The following is a 15855-nucleotide window of genomic DNA, read 5'->3' as shown; positions in this document are numbered from 1 at the left end:
ACTTCAACTAAATATTCCCAAGGGGGGACGATTTTATAAAAAAAAGATCCGGCGGCTACCGGATCTCGGACGGACTTTTGCCCGTGTACTGCTTGAATTGGCGGCTGAAAAAAAAGATGTCGCGGTAGCCGAGCGCGTCGGCCACCTCGGTCACGTTCATGCCGCCGTGCATGAGCAGATGCTGCGCCCGCTCGATGCGGGTGCGGATCATGTACGTCTGGACGGGGATCCCGATGATCTCCTTGAACTTGATGCTGAAATACCTCGGCGAAAGGCCCGCGCGGCCCGCCAGATCCTCGACGCGATGGGAGATGCCGGGATTTTGACGGATGTAGTTGGCGATCTCCTGGATCGCCTCCGTCAGCTGGTTGCTCGCCTTGCGCTCCACCGGAGCCTGGCGGTCGTCCCGCAGCAGATGGATCATCAGCTGCTTGAGGAGGAGCCTCGCCTCCTCCTCGGCGGCGAACAGCTGGACGAGGAACAGGCGCACGTAGCGCGAGAGGAGGTATTCGAATTCCACCGTATCTTCGAGGACGCGGTGACGGGCGGGCACCTCGCCGGGGTCGCCCTCGACATCGAAGTGGATGTAGGTCAGGACGAGCGGCTTTTGCGGGTTGTGGACCGCGCTCGTGTAGTCGCCGGGGCGGAACAGAAAGCAGCTGCCGGCCTCGAGCGGATAAGGCTCGTTGTTCAGCAGCAGCTCTCCTTCCCCGCTCCAGACATAGAACAGGTCGTAGTTTGCCATCGGCTTGTCCCGGCGGGGCCATTTCCAATTCGGCTCGCAGACGATCTTGGCGAAGGATGGAAGCAGGACGAACGATGAGGGCGGTACGTGCAGCATGTAGACCTCCCCGGTTTCACGGTACGTTTTTCGTCATCATACCTTACTGGAGCGACCTCCGGCAAGAAGCAGAAAGAATGCTTTTTGTCCCTCCCCGGCAAGGTCATAAAATGGTATAATGACACCCGAACGCCAATGCCTGCCGGGACTGCGCCGACGCGGCCCGGACACATCGACCCTGGAAGGACGGAAGAGGAATCATGAATCCACTTGCCCAGCAGTTGAACGCCGCGCTGGAAAAAGGCAACGCCCATGTGTACGCCATGCTGTCCGGACTTGGACGGCAGCTGTATTTCCCGAAGGAGGGCATCCTGAGCCAGTCCGCCGAGGCCAAGACCAAGGCCCGGAAGTTCAACGCCACGATCGGCATCGCCACGGAGAACGGCGTCCCGATGCATCTGAAGCTGATTCAAGACACGCTGTCCGCCTATGATCCGAAGGATCTTTACGAATACGCTCCGCCTGCGGGCAAGCCCGAGCTGCGCTCCGCCTGGCGCGAGAAGATGATCGTGGAGAATCCCTCGCTCCAGGGCCGCTCGTTCGGCAGCCCGATCGCGACGAACGCGCTGACGCACGGCCTGAGCATCGTCGCGGACCTGTTCGCGGACGCCGGCGACGCCGTCGTCATCCCGGACAAGAACTGGGAGAACTACGAGCTGACCTTCGGCGTGCGCCGCGGCGCCGAGATCGTCGAATATCCGCTGTACGCCGCGGACGGCCGCTTCAACGCCGACGGCCTGCGCGAAGCGCTGCTCGCCCGGCGGGACAAGGGCAAGGCGATCGTCATCCTCAACTTCCCGAACAATCCGACCGGCTACACGCCGGACCGCGACGAGTGCGAAGCGATCGTGGCGGCGCTTCTGGCCGCGGCGGAAGCCGGCATCCGCATCGTCGCCGTCACCGACGACGCCTACTTCGGGCTCTTCTTCGAAGAATCCGTGCACGAGTCGCTGTTCGGCCGCCTGGCGGGGCTCCATGAGCGCATCCTGCCGGTCAAGATCGACGGCGCGACCAAGGAAGAGTACGTCTGGGGCTTCCGCGTCGGCTTCATCACGTACGCCTCCGACTCCGCCGACGTGCTGGCCGCCCTGGAGCAAAAGACGCTCGGCATCATCCGCTCCACCATCTCCAGCGGGCCGCATCCGTCGCAGACGTTCATCCTGCATGCGCTGCGGCATCCCGACTTCGAAGCCCAGAAGGCCGAGAAGTACGCCATCATGAAAAGCCGCGCGAGCCGCGTCAAGCAGCTGCTCGACAGCGGCCGCTACGACGGCGCGTGGAGCTACTATCCGTTCAACTCGGGGTACTTCATGTGCCTGCGGCTCGAGGACGTCAGCGCCGAAGCGGTGCGCCAGCGCCTGCTGAACGCCTACGAGATCGGCACGATCGCGCTCGGCGATACGGATCTGCGCGTCGCGTTCTCCTGCACTGAAGAAGCGAACCTGGAGGATCTGTTCGACGCGATCCATCAGGCTGTCCAGGACATCCGTCAAGGCATCACGACCTGATCGGAGCCGGGCGGCGTCGGCCTCGATGCGACGCCGCTCGAGCGAGCAGGCAGGCAAGGCAAAAAAAGGCTGTCCCCGAGTCGCTCGGGAACAGCCTTTTTTTCGTTCAATCCTCCTCGTCCTCGCGCTGCTGCCGCTTGAGCAGCCGCCGGGGACGAAGCAGCACGTACACGGCTGCCAGCAAGGCCGCGGCGGCCGGCGCGGCAACGAGGCCGGCCGCGAGCAGCGGCACGCCGGCGGCCAGCCAGAGCAGCGCCGCCACGACCGTCAGCGCGCCGCGGTCGACTGCCGCCGCCGAGCGCAGCCGGCCGCTCTCCGGCAGCGGATACACATGCCGCCAGACGACATGGCGATGCCACCCTGTCAGCGCCGCCGACTGCAAGCCTGCGATCAGCAGGAACAGCAGCGCGCAAGCCGCGGCCGCCCAGCCGTCCAGCCAGCCGCTTTCGCCGAGCCAATAGCAGCAAAGCATGCCGAGCAGCGTCATCCGCAGCAGCATGCCGCCCAGCTCGGTGCGGGCGATGCTCAGGCTGTACAGGTAGGTGTAGGTGCTGCGCTTGCGCAGCGGGACCCTGGACGCGATCCACGACAGCCACGGACGCGAGCGCACGCTCGGCTGCAGCGACGGCACCTCGGTGAACCAGCCGAAAAAGCGGATATAGCGGCTCTCCGTCCGCCGCTCCTCCTCGATCAGCCGCTCCCACGGCAGCGCGATCCGCTTCGGCAAGCGCGAAGCGGCCCACCACAGCAGCGCCGCCGGCGCGGATACGAACGCCGCCGTCAATGCGTGCTCCTCCAGCCAGACGTAGAGCAGCCAGACGGTGATCGCCAGCCGCAGCAGCTTGAGCGCAGTCCGGCTCGCGCTCCAGGCGATCTGCCGCTCTCGCCAGGCGGCCGCCGCCGCCAGCGCCTTGAGCGCCAGCACTGCCGCCAGCGCCGGCAGCAGCTCCGGCGTCCAATTCGTCAGCTCGTCTGCCGGCACACGGGCGCGGATCGGCCAATAAAGGAGCAGGACGGCGGCAGCGAGCACGAGTCCGCCGGGCAGCGTATGCAGCCAGGAGCGCCTCAAATAGCCTTTCATCGCTGCCTCGCGAGGCAGGAGAAAAACGACATCGGCCGGCTGCAGCCAAGTGCGCATCGGATTCCAGTACAGCGCCGGCGTCAGCAGCAGCGTGCCGAGCGCGGCGGCGGGGAAATCCGCGGGAATGCGCTCAAGCAGGCCGGCATAGGAAGCCGAGCCGACGATAATCAGCGCGAACAGCGCCAGCGGCAAGCCGCTGCGGGCCATGTCGCCGAGATACGGCAGGCAGTCCTTGTAAAACGCCAGCGCCCGCCGGCGCCATTCGCGGTCAAGCCCCGCGTCCATCGGCGTCACTCTCCTCCACGACGCGGTAGAAGATCTCTTCAAGGGTATCTCCTTCCGCCCCTCGCGACATCCGCACCTCGTCCATCGTGCCCATCTCCCGGATGCGGCCTCCATGCAGCAGCATGAAGCGGTCGCAGTACGTCTCTACCGTCGACAGGATATGCGTGCTCATGAGGATCGCGGCGCCTTTGGCGCGCTCCTCCGTCAGACGGTCGAGCAGCGAGCGGATGCCGAGCGGATCCAGGCCGAGGAACGGCTCGTCGATGATGTACAGTGCCGGCTGGGCCAGCAGCGCGTTCATGAGCATCACCTTCTGCTTCATGCCCTTGGACAGATGGGCCGCGCGCGCTCCGCGCTTCGGCCCCATGCGGAACTCCTCCAGCAGCCGGTCGCGCCGCTCGGCGTACCGCTTCTCGTCGAGGCCGTACGCCATCGCGGTCAGCCGCAGATGCTCCTCCACGGTCAGCTCCTCGAACAGCACCGGCGCCTCCGGCACATAGGCGTAGGAGCCGCGGTAGCGCTCCGGATCCGCCTCCAGCGTCGTCCCGCCGATCTTGACTTCTCCGCGATGCGGGGCCATCAGGCCGAGCAGATGCTTGACCGTCGTGCTCTTGCCCGCGCCGTTCAGTCCGATCAGGCCCATCATCTCCCCTGCGCGGACCGTAAAGTCCAGCTCATGCAGCACCGGACGGCGCGGGCTGTAGCCGCCGGTCAGCCCTTTCACCTGGAGCACCTCCGCCCCAGCCTGGAACTCGCTCATCGAGCGCCGCCTCCCTTTTTTCAGCTCTTCGGCGCTTCGTCTTGTCCGCGCTTGGCTTTCAGCCATTTCGGAGCGCCTTTGTTCTTGTCCGCCTTCGCGGTCCGAGCCTTGGACTTCGCCGGCTTGGAGGCGCTGGCCGCTTTGGCCGCGCCGGCCGGCTTGGCGGGCAAGGTCGGCTTGACGAAGCTGGACGGCTGCACCTTGCTAGCCGGCTTGGCGAAGCTGGATGGCGGGACGGCGCGGGACAGCCTGGCAGCTCCGTCCCCCGCCGGCCGAGCCGCGCCGGCCGCCGGGCCGCGCCCCGCATCTTGCCGGGCAGGCGCGGCAGGCGGCGTCTCGGCGGCCTTCCTCGCCGGAGCCGCTTTCCGCGTGTCCGTCTCGCTGGCGCCGCCGGCAACCGATGCGCCGGCACGGCGCTCCGGCGCCGCTGCCGACGCCGAGCCGGCGCCTTTGGCGCGCGCAGGCGCCCCGCCGCTCCGGCTGCGCGGAACTTCGTGCGGGTCCCACAGCTTGCCTTTGTACAGCGTCTTTTCCTGAAGCTTGATGCCCAGCTTGCGCTCGTACTTCTCGATCAGGTACGTCTCGTTCGGCGCGGCCAGCGTCAGCACGACGCCCTCGCGGCCCATCCGGCCCGTGCGGCCCGAGCGATGCACGTACTGGTCGGCGTCCGCAGGCGGCTCCAGATTGACGACGAGCGGGAGGCCGGGGATATCGAGGCCGCGCGCGGCGACATCGGTAGCGAGCAGCAGCTTCGTCCGGCCCTCGCGGAAGCGGGCGAGCGTAGCGGCGCGCTTCTGCTTGTCGGCATCGCCGTAGATCGATTCCACGTCGAAGCCCTCGAACGCCAGCTTGGCCTCATAGTTCGCGATCAGATCGGTATTGTTGATGAACACCAGCGCGGACTCCGGCTCCAGCAGCCGCAGCAGGCGGCGAGCGGTATCGGTCTTGTCGCGCCAGTCGCAGACGACATAATAGTGGGAGATCGTCTCCGACACGCGCTGCTCCGGCTCGATGTCGATGCGCAGCGGCTCCTTCATCCACCGCTTCTCCAGCGTCTTCATGACGTCGGGATGCGTCGCGCTGAAGAAGGACAGCTGACGGCTTTTCGGCGTCGCCCACAGGATCGTCTCCACCTCGCCCGTCGAGCCGAGCGCGAACACCTGGTCCGCCTCGTCGACGACGACCATGGACGCCTGCGTCAGCTTGAGCTTTTTCCCCTTGACCAGCTCGTTGATGCGGCCCGGCGTGCCGACGACCAGCTGCGGATTCAGCTTCAGCTTCTCGAGCTGACGCTTCACCGCCGCCCCGCCGATCAGCTGCTGGGTGCGGATGCCGAGCGGCTCGCCGTACTCCTGGGCGACGCGCACGATCTGCATCGCCAGCTCCTGCGTCGGCGACAGGATGATCGCCTGGATCGCCTTGCTGCTCGCGTCGATGCGCTGCAGCAGCGGGAGCAGGTACGCGAGCGTCTTGCCGGTGCCCGTCTGCGAGCCTGCCGACAGGTCCTTGCCCGCGAGCAGCGGCGGGATCGCCTGCTGCTGGATCGGGGTCGGCTCCCCGATCCCGTTTGCTTCAAACCGTTCGAAAGCCGCCTCGGACAGGCCGAGGCGACTCCAGCTTTCATAGGTCATTTCGTTCGTACTCCTTCAGGTAGGACGCTATTTTTTGTTCAGCATCGGTCCGGCGATGCGGCTTGCGATTCCCGGGAACAGCTGGTACAGGCGGGTGCCTGCGGCAAGCAGCCACGGCAGGTCCAGTTCGTCGCGCGGACGCTCGACCAGGCCCGCGATGCGGCGGGCGACCCGGTCCGGCTTCATCATGATCCAGCCGATGTTGCGCACATAGGCGCCATCCGGATCCGCCTGCTCGAAAAACGGCGTGTCGATCGGCCCCGGATTGACCGCCGACACGGCGATGCCGCTGCCCGCCAGCTCCTGGCGCAGCGCGTTCGTCAGGCCAAGCACGGCATGCTTGCTGGCGGAATAGCCGCTCGACTTGGCCGTAGCCAGCTTGCCGGCGATCGAGGCGACATTGATCACATGTCCGGAGCCTTGCGCCTTCATCGCGGGCAGCGCAGCCTGCGTGCAGCGCACGATGCCCATATAGTTTGTCTCCATCATGGACCGGAATTCCTCGAGCGGCGTCTCGTCGAACCGCTTGAACAAGCCGAAGCCGGCATTGTTGATCAGCACGTCGATCCGTCCGAACTCCGCGAGCACGGACCGGAACGTCTCCTCGACCGAACGGTCGTCCGTCACGTCGAGCACGCGCGTCGCGCAGCGCCCTCCGGCGGCGGCGGCCGCTTGCCGCAGCCGCTCCTCGTTGCGGCCGCAGAGCACCGGCATCGCTCCCGCGCGGACCAGGTGGCCCGCCGTCAGCGCTCCGATGCCGCTGGACGCTCCGGTCAGCACGACAATCTTGTTTTTTCCCATGGTCATCACCTGCCCCAAGTGTACTGCATCCGCGGACGGTTGGCAAAAGACGGCTCGCGCCGGACGAACCGGAAACGGCCGTCCTCCGGAGGCGAGGCGAGCCTCGTTCCGAGAAAGCTCGGACGGTCAGGAGCGATCCGCATCTCCTTTCGGCATCCATCCATGAAAAAAAGCCCCCCGAAGGGAGCTTTCGCAGCGCTAGGACGCCAGCAGCACTTGAATGTCCATCTGTCCGATGCCGTCCAGGAAGACGGGCACGGTCAGCGCCTTGCGCGACTCCAGCAGCTGGAGCTGGGAGCCCTGGAGCAGCGCGGGCGGCGTGATGTCGACATGCACGCCCTGGCTGGACAGCTTCGTGCTCGCGTTGCCGCTGATCATGTTGCTGAGCTCGGAAATCGCGCTCTTGCCCATGTCGTCAAGCGACGAGATCTGGAATCCGCCCATCATCGCAGACACGATCTTGAGCGCGGACACCTCGCTCATGCCGAAGACGATATCTCCGCTCACCTGGCCGAACAGCTGAATCTGAATCCAAATGAAATCCGATTGACCTCGCAGCTCCTTGAGACCGACCGGCCCCGTCTGCGGCTTGATCTGGACGACCTGCTCCAACACCATGACCGCAGATTCCAGGAAAGGATTGATAAATTCAGCTTTCATCCGCGTCGATACGCCCCTTATCCGTCAAGTATCTTCTGCTTGAGTATATAGGAGCCATTATACTAAAGATCCTAGGACAAGTATACCAATTCTTGCATATCCGCGACTATTGTCCTATGTTGTCAACCCTATGGAAGGTCTCATTTTGAATATGCCTTCCAGGTCATCCGACGCTCCGCCCAGCCGCATTCTCGCGCTTGCAGCGCATCCGGACGAGCCGCAGCCGATCGTAGACGAGCTCGATCTTCATGCCGGGCGCCGGCTCGGCTCCGTATACCTTATGCAGGATCGGCTTGAGGTACTTGTCCCCCTCCTGCGCAAGCGCCTGCCGGATGCGCGCCAGCTCCTCCGACGGCACTCCCTCAAGCTCGCGCGCGATGAGCGGCTCGAGGTCGTAGCCCTCCTGGTCGAGCTGCTCGAGGCGCTCCATCAGCTCCCGCCGGGGCAAGCCCGTGTCGGCCTGCAGCTCCTCGAGCGACTTGTCCGCGCGGATGCCCTCGAGAATCAGCCGGCTCGACTGCTGGCGATCGAGGCGGCTTTTGTATTTGTGCTCCTTTTGCTTGTACAGCCACTGCACGTACGCCTTGGAATCGAGCGCCTCCTCGACCCAGTCGAGCGGAAACGGACGCGGCTGCGCCGCCTTCTCCGTCAAAGCCAGCACCTCGGCGGAGTACGAGGCGCCCTTGCCCGGCCCCCAGCCGGGAATCGCCGCCAGCTCCTCCTCGGTCCGCGGCACGAATGCCGCGATCATGAGCAGCGTCCGGTTCGTCGCCACGAGATACGCCGACTTGCGGTCGGATGTCGCCCGCAGCCGCCGCCAGTCCCGCAGCTCCTCGTACAGCGCGGCGTCGGCATGGAGCTCGCCGTAGCATTGCAGGAGGCTGACCGTGCCGCCCCGCGCCGACGGACGCTCGTCGAGCATGCCGTCCACGAGCGGCGAGAAGCCCTCGCCCATGCGCACCGCCACGCCGTGGCGGAACGCGTTCATCATTTCTTCCCAGCTGGCGCCCTCGTACCAGAGATCGGTCGTCTCCGAGCTGCCGTGCCGGCTGCCGTTCCAGATGACCGACCACGTTCCTTGCTGCTCGCAGATGGTCAGCTGCGCCGTGTCCAGCCTTCCATCTCCAAGCGGTTTTTCGAATGAGTTCAAAAATACGATCTGCATGATGGCTCGCACCTCCGTAGAATAGGCCGATAAGGGCTGGAGAACGCAAAAAAAGCACCTCTCCCGCTCGCGTCTGCAAGCAAGAGAGGTGCTTCCTCCCGGTCAATCCTTATCTGGTAAATCCATCCTATCATAGCGGGGCCGGATTCGGCAATCGCTTTTTCCGCCGGTCCGGCGAGGCCGGGCGGCCCCTTCCCGTGCTATACTAGCTCCATCAGCGCCGGACGCCGCTCTTCGGGCGGCGCTGCCGGGCGCAAGGGGAGGAACGCATCATGCAGCTCAAAGACTACGATTTCATGTCGGACTCCACAGAGGAGACGTCGACTCGCTTCATTACGCTGATCACGCCTGGACTCAAGCGGTTCGACCTGGCCATCCTGACGACCAACCGCTTTTACGGCAAAAAGCTCGTCACCGATCTGCAAGGGGGCCGCACCGCCATCATCGGCCAGGACGACCTGGAGGAGGAAGGCTATCTCGAGCATGTGTTCAAGCTCACCGAGGAGGAGGCGTCCGAGCTCGGCGCGTTTCTGTCGCTCGTCGTAGGCGAAGTGAATTTTACCGACTGAGCGGGAAAAGCTACTACGGCACCCATCCGGGCACAGGCTTTTCAAGCCTGTGCCACCTAAGGAGGCAGCCGCAGCATGCCAGACCAGCCCGAGGACGGACGGTTCGTCGGCCGTCCCGACACCGACGCGGCGACGGAGGAATCCCGCCGCGAGAAATACACGGATCTATCGACCGTGGAGTCCAGCCGCAACGATCTGACCTTCGAGGAATTCCCCGAGGGCCCCTACGGCGCGTCGCTTCATCCGGAAGCTCCGGTCAAGGAGAGCGAATGGCGGCCGGAGCAGCGCCAGCCCAATCGCTTCGGCTACGAGAACCGCCGCCTTCATGGCGAGCAGGAGCGCGATTATCCCGGCGACGACCGCAGCGGGGCCGGCAACGGATCCGTGCCGGACGGCACGCAGCAGGCTTGAAGCGATCTGCGGGACATAGGCCCGCACAGGCGGACGTGCGTCTCGCGGATCGACAGCAGCGACGATGCCTTTCGGCCGCCGCAGCGCAAAAAAGGACTGTTCCTTGCAGGAAGGCTTTTTAGCCGGCCCGCGGGGACAGTCCTTTTTTGGGGGATGAAAATATCTTCGCGCCGCCCGGAGGTCAGATCCAGCCGATCATCGTCAGCACGAGGCCGATCAGGAAGCCGCATACCGCGCCGTTGACGCGGATCCACTGCAGGTCGCTGCCCACCTTGGACTCCAGCATGTCGACAAGCTGCTTGTCGTCGAGCTTGTTGAGGTTGTCGCGGACGAGCAGGCCGATGCGGTAATGGTTGCTTTCGATCGCCTGCACGAGCAAGCTCGACAGCCGGTCCTCCCAGCCGCGCACGAGCTCCGGCTCGGCCGCCAGCCGGTCGCGGACCGCCTTCATCGCCGCCAGCACGAAGCGGCCGCCTTTGCGCTTGTCCTGCTCCAGCACGTCCAGCAGCTTGCGGCGCAGCTCCTCCGCCTTGGCGGAAACGAATTCGGCAGCCTCGGCCGACTCCAGCTTCAGCGCGGCCCATTCCTTGGCTTTGCCCAGGCTCTCGCCGTCCTCGGCCAGGCCGACCAGCCGCGAGCGCAGCTCCAGCAGCAGCGCATCGCGCTGGCGGCTGCCCGGCGTCGTCAGATCCTTCACTCCGGACAGCAGCATATGCTGGAGCATCGCGCCCATCTTGTCCTCGTTCATGAAGCCGGCGAAAGCCTGCACGGCGAAGCCCATGAAGCCGCCGACCTGCAGCTCCTGCAGCTTGGCCTGAGCAAGCTCGCCGAGCATCTTGCCGGTGGACGGCTTGGAGATCCAGTCGATCGCCTGATCCAGCGCGTAGTCCAGCGCCTTCTCGTCCCATCCCTCGCGGATGACCGCGCTTGCAGCCCGCTCCGCCAGCGGCTGCAGCTCGATCCCTCTTGCATAGCCCGCCGCACCCTGCAGCAGCGAGGCGGCGAGCTTCTCCGCAGGCAGCCTCTCGACGACGCCTTGGAGAGCGGTCAGCACGGCCTCGCGGTTGTGCCGCTTCGCGAGCATGCGTACGGCATACCGGCCGGCGCTCTGGATCAGGTTCAGGTTGCGCAGCCGGGCGCTGATGCTCTCCTTGTTGAGCAGCTCGTTCTCGAGCGAGGAGACGAGCGCGTTGATGAGCTTCGGCTTGTTTTTGAGCAGCAGGTTCGTATGGGGTATTTTCAGCCCCAGCGGATGGCGGAACAGCGCCGATACCGCGAACCAGTCGGCGATGCCGCCGACAAGGCCGGCCTCGAAGCCGCCCTGCAGCAGCTCCACCGCGCGTCCGCCGCCGTCCGCCAGCGCGGTCGTGACCGCGAATCCCGCCGCCATGACGCCCAGCGAGGCGGTTGCCGCATATCTCGTTTTCATGATGATCCCCCGATTCGGCATTAAGCTACTTTATTGATTATAACCAAGTTGCGGGCATAGCGAAAATAGCGCGTCCGGAAATCGGCTGCCGAAAAAACGCAAACGCGGGAAAAGGCGCTTCGCCTCTCCCCGCGTTTGCGTCTGGCAAGCGCTCCAAACCGGAGCGCATCCACAGCCTTCCTTCTCGTCCTCAGTCGGCCGCGATCCAGTCGACCGAGCCGCTCGGAGGCGGTCCGAACCGGGTGCGGACGACGGCGAGAATCGCGCAGTCCGCTTCTTTTCGGCGGATGACGACCGAGCAGGACGGATGGTCGCAGCTGACGGCGAGCGAGTAGGCCGCCTCGCCGAAGCTTCGGTCGAAGGCGATGCGCAGCTCGACCTCCGCGTCCGTCTCGCCAAAGGCGAAGGGGACGATTCCATGCGCAGTCTGCCGGCAAGCGGCCAGCCTCGCTTGCGCGTCGGCAAGAGTAGCGGCCGCATCCTGGACATCCGCCTGCAGCTTTTGGCAAAGGGCCTCGGTCCGGGCCAGCGCGTCCTCCATCGTCTGGCAGCGGGCTTTCCACGTTTCCAGCTCATGCGCGAGCTCCTGCCTTCCGGCTTCCGCCAGCTGGCGGAAATGCTCCAGCACGTCTTCGTTCAGGCTGGAGAGCGCAATCGATCCCGACTGCAGATGACGGCTGCCGACCGCGCCTTCCGCCAGCTGCTCCGAGCCGACGGCTCCGAGCTCCAGCCGGCTCCGGTCTACCGCGCCTTCCGCCAGCCGGCTTCGATCCACAGCCCCTTCGGCCAAATGCTCCGTGCCGACGGCGCACGCTTCCAGCTGCTCCGAGCCTACTGCTCCGGCCGCCAATCGGCTTCGGTCCACCGCTCCCGATGCCAGCTGCTCCGTACCGACGCTGCCCGGTTCCAGCTGATCGGCTCCTACCGCTCCGGCCGCCAATCGGCTTCGGTCCACAGCGCCTTCCGCCAGCTGCTCCCGTCCGACGCTGCCTGCCTCCAACTGCTCCGAACCTATCGCTCCAACCGCCAGTCGGCTTCGGTCCACCGATCCTTCCGCCAGCTGCTCCGTACCGACGCATCCCGGCTCTAGCTGCTCCGAGCCTACTGCTCCGGCCGCCAATCGGCTTCGGTCCACAGCACCTTCCGCCAGCTGCTCCCGTCCGACGCTGCCTGCCTCCAGCTGCTCCGAGCCTATCGCTCCAACCGCCAGTCGGCTTCGGTCCACAGCGCCTTCCGCCAGCTGCACCGTTCCAACGGCGCCTCGCTCCAGCTGCTCCGTCCCAACGGCGCCTTGCTGCAGCTGCAGCCGTCCGACCGAGTCCGGCGCCAGCTTGGAGGCGGCGACGCTCTGGTCCGCCAGCTTGTCGCCCGTCACGGCCCCGGCCACGAGCTTATCCGTGGATACCGACTCCGGAGACAGCTTCAGCGAGCTGACCATATAGTCCGCCAGATGCCGGGCGGTCACCGAGCGCTCCGCCAGCACCCTGCCGTCGACCGCTCCATCCGCAAGCTGAGGGCTTGCGACCGAGCGCTCCGCCAGCGCCTGCAGCTCGACCGAGCCTGGAGCCAGATGGCGGGCCTCGACCGCATCATCGGCCAGGCGGGAGGCGTCGATCGCTTTTTCCGCGACATGATGAAGGCAGACGGCTTGAGGCGCCAGGTGGCTGCGGCCTACCGATCCTGGAGCGAGCTGGACCGGACCGACGCTGCCGTCCGCCAGATGACGGCGCTCTACCGCTTCCTCGCCCAGCTCGCCGGGGCCGACCGCCTCGGCCGCGAGCTTGCTGCGCGACACCGCGCTGTCGGCCAGCGCATCCTCCCCGACCGAGCCGTCTGCGTAGTGGCTTTCCCGCACCGCTCCGGCTTGCAGGGCGGAAGCGCCGACGCTGCGGTCTCGAAGATGCTCCTGCCGGATGCTCCCGGCCTGCAGCTGATTGGCTCCCACAGCCCCCTCGCCCAGATGGAACTGCCGGATGGAGGCGGCGCCGATCTTGGAGCCGTCCACGCTGCCCGGCGCCAGATGGCGGGCTTGCACCGCTTCGACGCCAAGCTTGGAGGCGGAGATGCTGCCGTCGGCCAGCTTGGCGGGAGTGACGGCATGATCCGACAGATGCATGGTCGTCACCGAGTCAGGCCGCAGCTTATCCGAGCTCACGCTGCCGTCCGCCAAATGCCGGTTGCCAAGCGCGCTGTCCGCCAGATGGCGGCTCTCCACGCTGCCGGGAGCGAGCTGGCCGCCTCCGACCGAGTTCAGCTGCAAGGCGTCCAGACCGACGCTTCCCGGCGCGAGATGGCGGGCTTGCACCGCTTCGGCGCCTAGCTTGGAGGCCGCGATGCTGCCGTCCGCCAGCTTGGCGGAGGTGACGGCATGATCCGCCAGCTGCACGGTCGTCACCGCGTCAGGCCGCAGCTTCTCCGAGCTTACGCTGTCATCCGCCAGCTGGCGGTTGCCGACCGTGCCGTCCGCCAGATGGCGGCTCTCCACGCTGCCGGCGGCCAGCTGGCCGCTCCCGACCGATTCCGGCTGCAGGACATCCGGACCGACGCTGCCCGGCGCCAGCTCGCGGCTGCCGACCGCATGCTCCGCCAGCTGCTGCGACCCGACCGAGCCGTCCGCCAAATGGCGGGCCTCGACGATTCCCTCCTGCAGCTGGCCGGAGCCGACCGAGCCGTCTGCCAGATGGCGGGCCTCGACGGCGCCGCCGCCGAGCTTGGCTGCCGTCACGGAGCCGTCTCGCAGCTTGGAGGCGGTCACGGCCTGCTCCGCCAGCTTGGCGTTGTCGACGCTGCCGGCCGCGAGCGCTTGCGAGCCGACCGATTCCGAGCCGTACAGTCGGCTCGTCAGGCTTCCATCCGCCAGCGTGTCGGACGAAATCGCACCCGGACGCAGATGCCTTCCTTCGATCGCGCCGTCCTCAAGCAGCGAGCCGGGCAGGCTCCGGGCCGCCAGCTTCTCCGGCGTGACGCTGCCGTCCTGAAGCTTCGACGTCGAGACTGCCCCGTCGCGGAGCTTGCCGCCGCTCACGGAGCCGTCGGCCAGATGCTCCTCCAGCACCGCTCCGTTCGCGAGCTTGCCCGATCCGACCGAGCCGTCCCGCAGCTTGATCCCGCTCACCGATCCGTCCGCGAGCGACCTTTCCGTCACCGCCTCATCGGCCAGCTTTTCAGCAGATACGCTTCCCGGCGCGAGCTTCGTTTCCGATACGGAGCCCTCCGCCAGGTCGGATCCGTATACCGAAGGCGCCGCACTCGGTCCGCGCCTTTCCTCCAGCAGCCGCTGCAGCCGCTCCTCTGCGCTTGCTTCGGGCTGCGCGACGGGCTCCGCATGCGCGGCCGCCCGAGTCGTCTGCGTACCTGCCTCCGATTGAGCTTTCACCGAATCGACAGCAGCCCGGTCCTCCGCCTCGTCTGCCGCTTCCGCCGATTCCGCCGCCTCCGACTCCATCACCGCTTCTGCCTCCGCCGCGGCCGGAGGGATCTCCGGGGCTGCGACTGCGCTCACCTGCAGCTTCTGCGGAACGAATTCCATTTCATCGATCCAGCTGATTTCCGAAAATGTCGAATCCTCTACCTGCAGCACCTTTCTGCGCGGCTTCGGCTGCTTGCCCTTCCGATTGTTTGCCATCGCTCTCTCCCTTGGTCCCGACATCGTCCGTTACTCACGATATGCGGGCATGCGGCCGTTCTGACCCATTTCGGGACAGCCCGCTCGACAAAAAAAGCCCGTCCGGACGCCGTTCGGCGTGCAGGACAGGCTTAATGAAAAGGGGAAAGCGAAGGATGGACGAAGGAAGAGCGCTATCCTTCCTGCAGCCGGCTCATGAACTCCTCGACCGCGCTGTAGCCTTGCTGCTGCAAGTACCAGTTGTTGGCGGCGGCCTCGACGAGGCTCGCCACGTCCCGGCCCGGCTGCAGCTGGATCTGGATATGAGGGATGCGCACGCCCATGTAGTCGGTGTACCGCTCCTCGACCTCCAGCTCGTTGTTGAGCTCGTTGTCGCGCCACTTGGTCAGCTCGATGTCGAGCGCGATGCGCGTCTCCTCCTGGAACGCCTTGCGGCCGTACAGCCGCACGACGTTGATGAGGCCGATGCTGCGCAGCGCCAGGAACTCCTTGGTCTTGCCGTTATGCGTCCCCAGCAGCGTGCGCGGGCTCAGCTTCTTGAGCACGATCACGTCGTCGGCGACGAGCCGATGCCCGCGGCGGATGAGCGAATGCGCCGTCTCGCTCTTGCCTGCACCGGACGAGCCGCGCAGCAGGATGCCGATGCCGGACACGTTGACGCATACTCCGTGGATCGCGATCCGCTCTGCCAGCTCCTTGACGAGGAAGGCATCCATCACGGCGATGAATTCCGTCGTCGGCAGCGGCGTGCGCAGCAGCGGGATGCCCTCCTCCTCGCAGTAGCGCATCAAGTACTTGAGCCCGTCCTCCTGCTGGCCCGACGTGACGATGAAGCAGGGCGGATGGTACTTGACGATATTGCCGATGTGGAGGTTGCGCTCCAGCTCGGTCAGCTTGTGCAGGTAGGTGATCTCCTTGATGCCGAGCACCTGCACCCTTTCCATCGGAAAATAATCGAAATAACCGACGAACTCAAGTCCCGGACGATGGCCGCCGGGCTTGGTCACCTGACGATCGAGCCGCTCCTCGGCCGCCAGCACCTCGAGCTTGAAATGCTCGGCCAGCGCGCGGACCGTCACCGCTCCCATG

13 protein-coding genes are annotated in these 15855 nt (G+C 65.9%); 3 read left to right on the top strand and 10 right to left on the bottom strand.

Annotated elements, in window-relative coordinates:
* Positions 1-55: 55 nt before the first annotated feature.
* Positions 56-841 carry a helix-turn-helix domain-containing protein gene (locus B8V81_RS17410; protein ID WP_028598142.1) on the bottom strand — a complete coding sequence of 262 codons (786 nt, stop codon included), beginning with the start codon at positions 839-841 and terminating at the stop codon, positions 56-58.
* Between the two features lie 200 nt (positions 842-1041).
* On the opposite strand from B8V81_RS17410, the gene B8V81_RS17405 reads away from it, so the two are divergent.
* A complete protein-coding gene (locus tag B8V81_RS17405) occupies positions 1042-2349 on the top strand; it encodes an aminotransferase class I/II-fold pyridoxal phosphate-dependent enzyme (protein ID WP_028598143.1) in 1308 nt (435 codons plus the stop codon).
* Between the two features lie 106 nt (positions 2350-2455).
* Here the strand turns inward: B8V81_RS17405 and B8V81_RS17400 are convergent, their stop codons facing one another.
* The 6 genes from B8V81_RS17400 to B8V81_RS17375 all read right to left on the bottom strand — a co-directional run bounded on the left by B8V81_RS17400 (position 2456) and on the right by B8V81_RS17375 (position 8732).
* Positions 2456-3757, bottom strand: coding sequence for an ABC transporter permease (locus B8V81_RS17400; RefSeq protein WP_127464555.1), 1302 nt, complete (start codon positions 3755-3757; stop codon positions 2456-2458).
* Complete coding sequence (locus B8V81_RS17395) at positions 3699-4475, bottom strand: ABC transporter ATP-binding protein (protein WP_028598145.1); 777 nt, start codon at positions 4473-4475, stop codon at positions 3699-3701. Before B8V81_RS17395 ends, B8V81_RS17400 begins: the two co-directional genes overlap by 59 nt.
* 20 nt (positions 4476-4495) lie before the next feature.
* Entirely contained in the window at positions 4496-6106 is a 1611-nt protein-coding gene (locus tag B8V81_RS17390; protein WP_028598146.1) for a DEAD/DEAH box helicase, read from the bottom strand.
* Positions 6107-6133: 27 nt separating this feature from the next.
* Positions 6134-6907: an SDR family NAD(P)-dependent oxidoreductase gene (locus B8V81_RS17385; protein WP_373864130.1), complete on the bottom strand. Its 774-nt coding sequence runs from the start codon at positions 6905-6907 to the stop codon at positions 6134-6136.
* A 198-nt stretch (positions 6908-7105) separates the two neighbouring features.
* Entirely contained in the window at positions 7106-7567 is a 462-nt protein-coding gene (locus B8V81_RS17380) for a chemotaxis protein CheX (protein ID WP_101808836.1), read from the bottom strand.
* A 163-nt stretch (positions 7568-7730) separates the two neighbouring features.
* Positions 7731-8732 (bottom strand): HRDC domain-containing protein, encoded by a 1002-nt coding sequence (locus tag B8V81_RS17375; RefSeq protein ID WP_028598149.1) that lies wholly within the window; start codon positions 8730-8732, stop codon positions 7731-7733.
* Positions 8733-9004: 272 nt separating this feature from the next.
* Between B8V81_RS17375 and B8V81_RS17370 the strand changes: the two genes are divergently transcribed.
* Both B8V81_RS17370 and B8V81_RS17365 read left to right on the top strand, forming a co-directional pair.
* Positions 9005-9301, top strand: a complete 297-nt coding sequence (locus B8V81_RS17370) for a DUF3055 domain-containing protein (protein ID WP_028598150.1) — start codon at positions 9005-9007, stop codon at positions 9299-9301.
* Positions 9302-9376: 75 nt separating this feature from the next.
* Entirely contained in the window at positions 9377-9712 is a 336-nt protein-coding gene (locus tag B8V81_RS17365; protein WP_052333077.1) for a hypothetical protein, read from the top strand.
* A 181-nt stretch (positions 9713-9893) separates the two neighbouring features.
* Here B8V81_RS17365 and B8V81_RS17360 read toward each other — a convergent pair whose 3' ends face one another.
* From B8V81_RS17360 to hprK, 3 genes are all read right to left on the bottom strand, one after another.
* Positions 9894-11141 (bottom strand): DUF445 domain-containing protein, encoded by a 1248-nt coding sequence (locus tag B8V81_RS17360; RefSeq protein ID WP_028598151.1) that lies wholly within the window; start codon positions 11139-11141, stop codon positions 9894-9896.
* A gap of 190 nt (positions 11142-11331) precedes the next feature.
* Positions 11332-14766 carry a WIAG-tail domain gene (locus B8V81_RS17355; RefSeq protein ID WP_101808835.1) on the bottom strand — a complete coding sequence of 1145 codons (3435 nt, stop codon included), beginning with the start codon at positions 14764-14766 and terminating at the stop codon, positions 11332-11334.
* Positions 14767-14939: 173 nt separating this feature from the next.
* Positions 14940-15854, bottom strand: a complete 915-nt coding sequence (gene hprK, locus B8V81_RS17350) for an HPr(Ser) kinase/phosphatase (protein ID WP_028598153.1) — start codon at positions 15852-15854, stop codon at positions 14940-14942.
* Position 15855: the final 1 nt, after the last annotated feature.

Source organism: Paenibacillus pasadenensis (assembly GCF_002864175.1).
Lineage (GTDB): Bacteria > Bacillota > Bacilli > Paenibacillales > Paenibacillaceae > Paenibacillus_O > Paenibacillus_O pasadenensis.
The sequence above is the reverse complement of the archived record's forward strand: the minus strand, read 5'-3'. Positions and strand labels throughout refer to the sequence as shown.

What these genes read in the sequence shown, in the direction of transcription:
- B8V81_RS17410 (WP_028598142.1), bottom strand. Translation starts at nt 841, where the DNA reads ATGCTGCACGTACCGCCCTCATCGTTCGTCCTGCTTCCATCCTTCGCC.
- B8V81_RS17405 (WP_028598143.1), top strand. Translation starts at nt 1,042, where the DNA reads ATGAATCCACTTGCCCAGCAGTTGAACGCCGCGCTGGAAAAAGGCAAC.
- B8V81_RS17395 (WP_028598145.1), bottom strand. Translation starts at nt 4,475, where the DNA reads ATGAGCGAGTTCCAGGCTGGGGCGGAGGTGCTCCAGGTGAAAGGGCTG.
- B8V81_RS17390 (WP_028598146.1), bottom strand. Translation starts at nt 6,106, where the DNA reads ATGACCTATGAAAGCTGGAGTCGCCTCGGCCTGTCCGAGGCGGCTTTC.
- B8V81_RS17385 (WP_373864130.1), bottom strand. Translation starts at nt 6,907, where the DNA reads ATGGGAAAAAACAAGATTGTCGTGCTGACCGGAGCGTCCAGCGGCATC.
- B8V81_RS17380 (WP_101808836.1), bottom strand. Translation starts at nt 7,567, where the DNA reads ATGAAAGCTGAATTTATCAATCCTTTCCTGGAATCTGCGGTCATGGTG.
- B8V81_RS17375 (WP_028598149.1), bottom strand. Translation starts at nt 8,732, where the DNA reads ATGCAGATCGTATTTTTGAACTCATTCGAAAAACCGCTTGGAGATGGA.
- B8V81_RS17370 (WP_028598150.1), top strand. Translation starts at nt 9,005, where the DNA reads ATGCAGCTCAAAGACTACGATTTCATGTCGGACTCCACAGAGGAGACG.
- B8V81_RS17365 (WP_052333077.1), top strand. Translation starts at nt 9,377, where the DNA reads ATGCCAGACCAGCCCGAGGACGGACGGTTCGTCGGCCGTCCCGACACC.
- B8V81_RS17360 (WP_028598151.1), bottom strand. Translation starts at nt 11,141, where the DNA reads ATGAAAACGAGATATGCGGCAACCGCCTCGCTGGGCGTCATGGCGGCG.
- B8V81_RS17355 (WP_101808835.1), bottom strand. Translation starts at nt 14,766, where the DNA reads ATGGCAAACAATCGGAAGGGCAAGCAGCCGAAGCCGCGCAGAAAGGTG.
- hprK (WP_028598153.1), bottom strand. Translation starts at nt 15,854, where the DNA reads ATGGGAGCGGTGACGGTCCGCGCGCTGGCCGAGCATTTCAAGCTCGAG.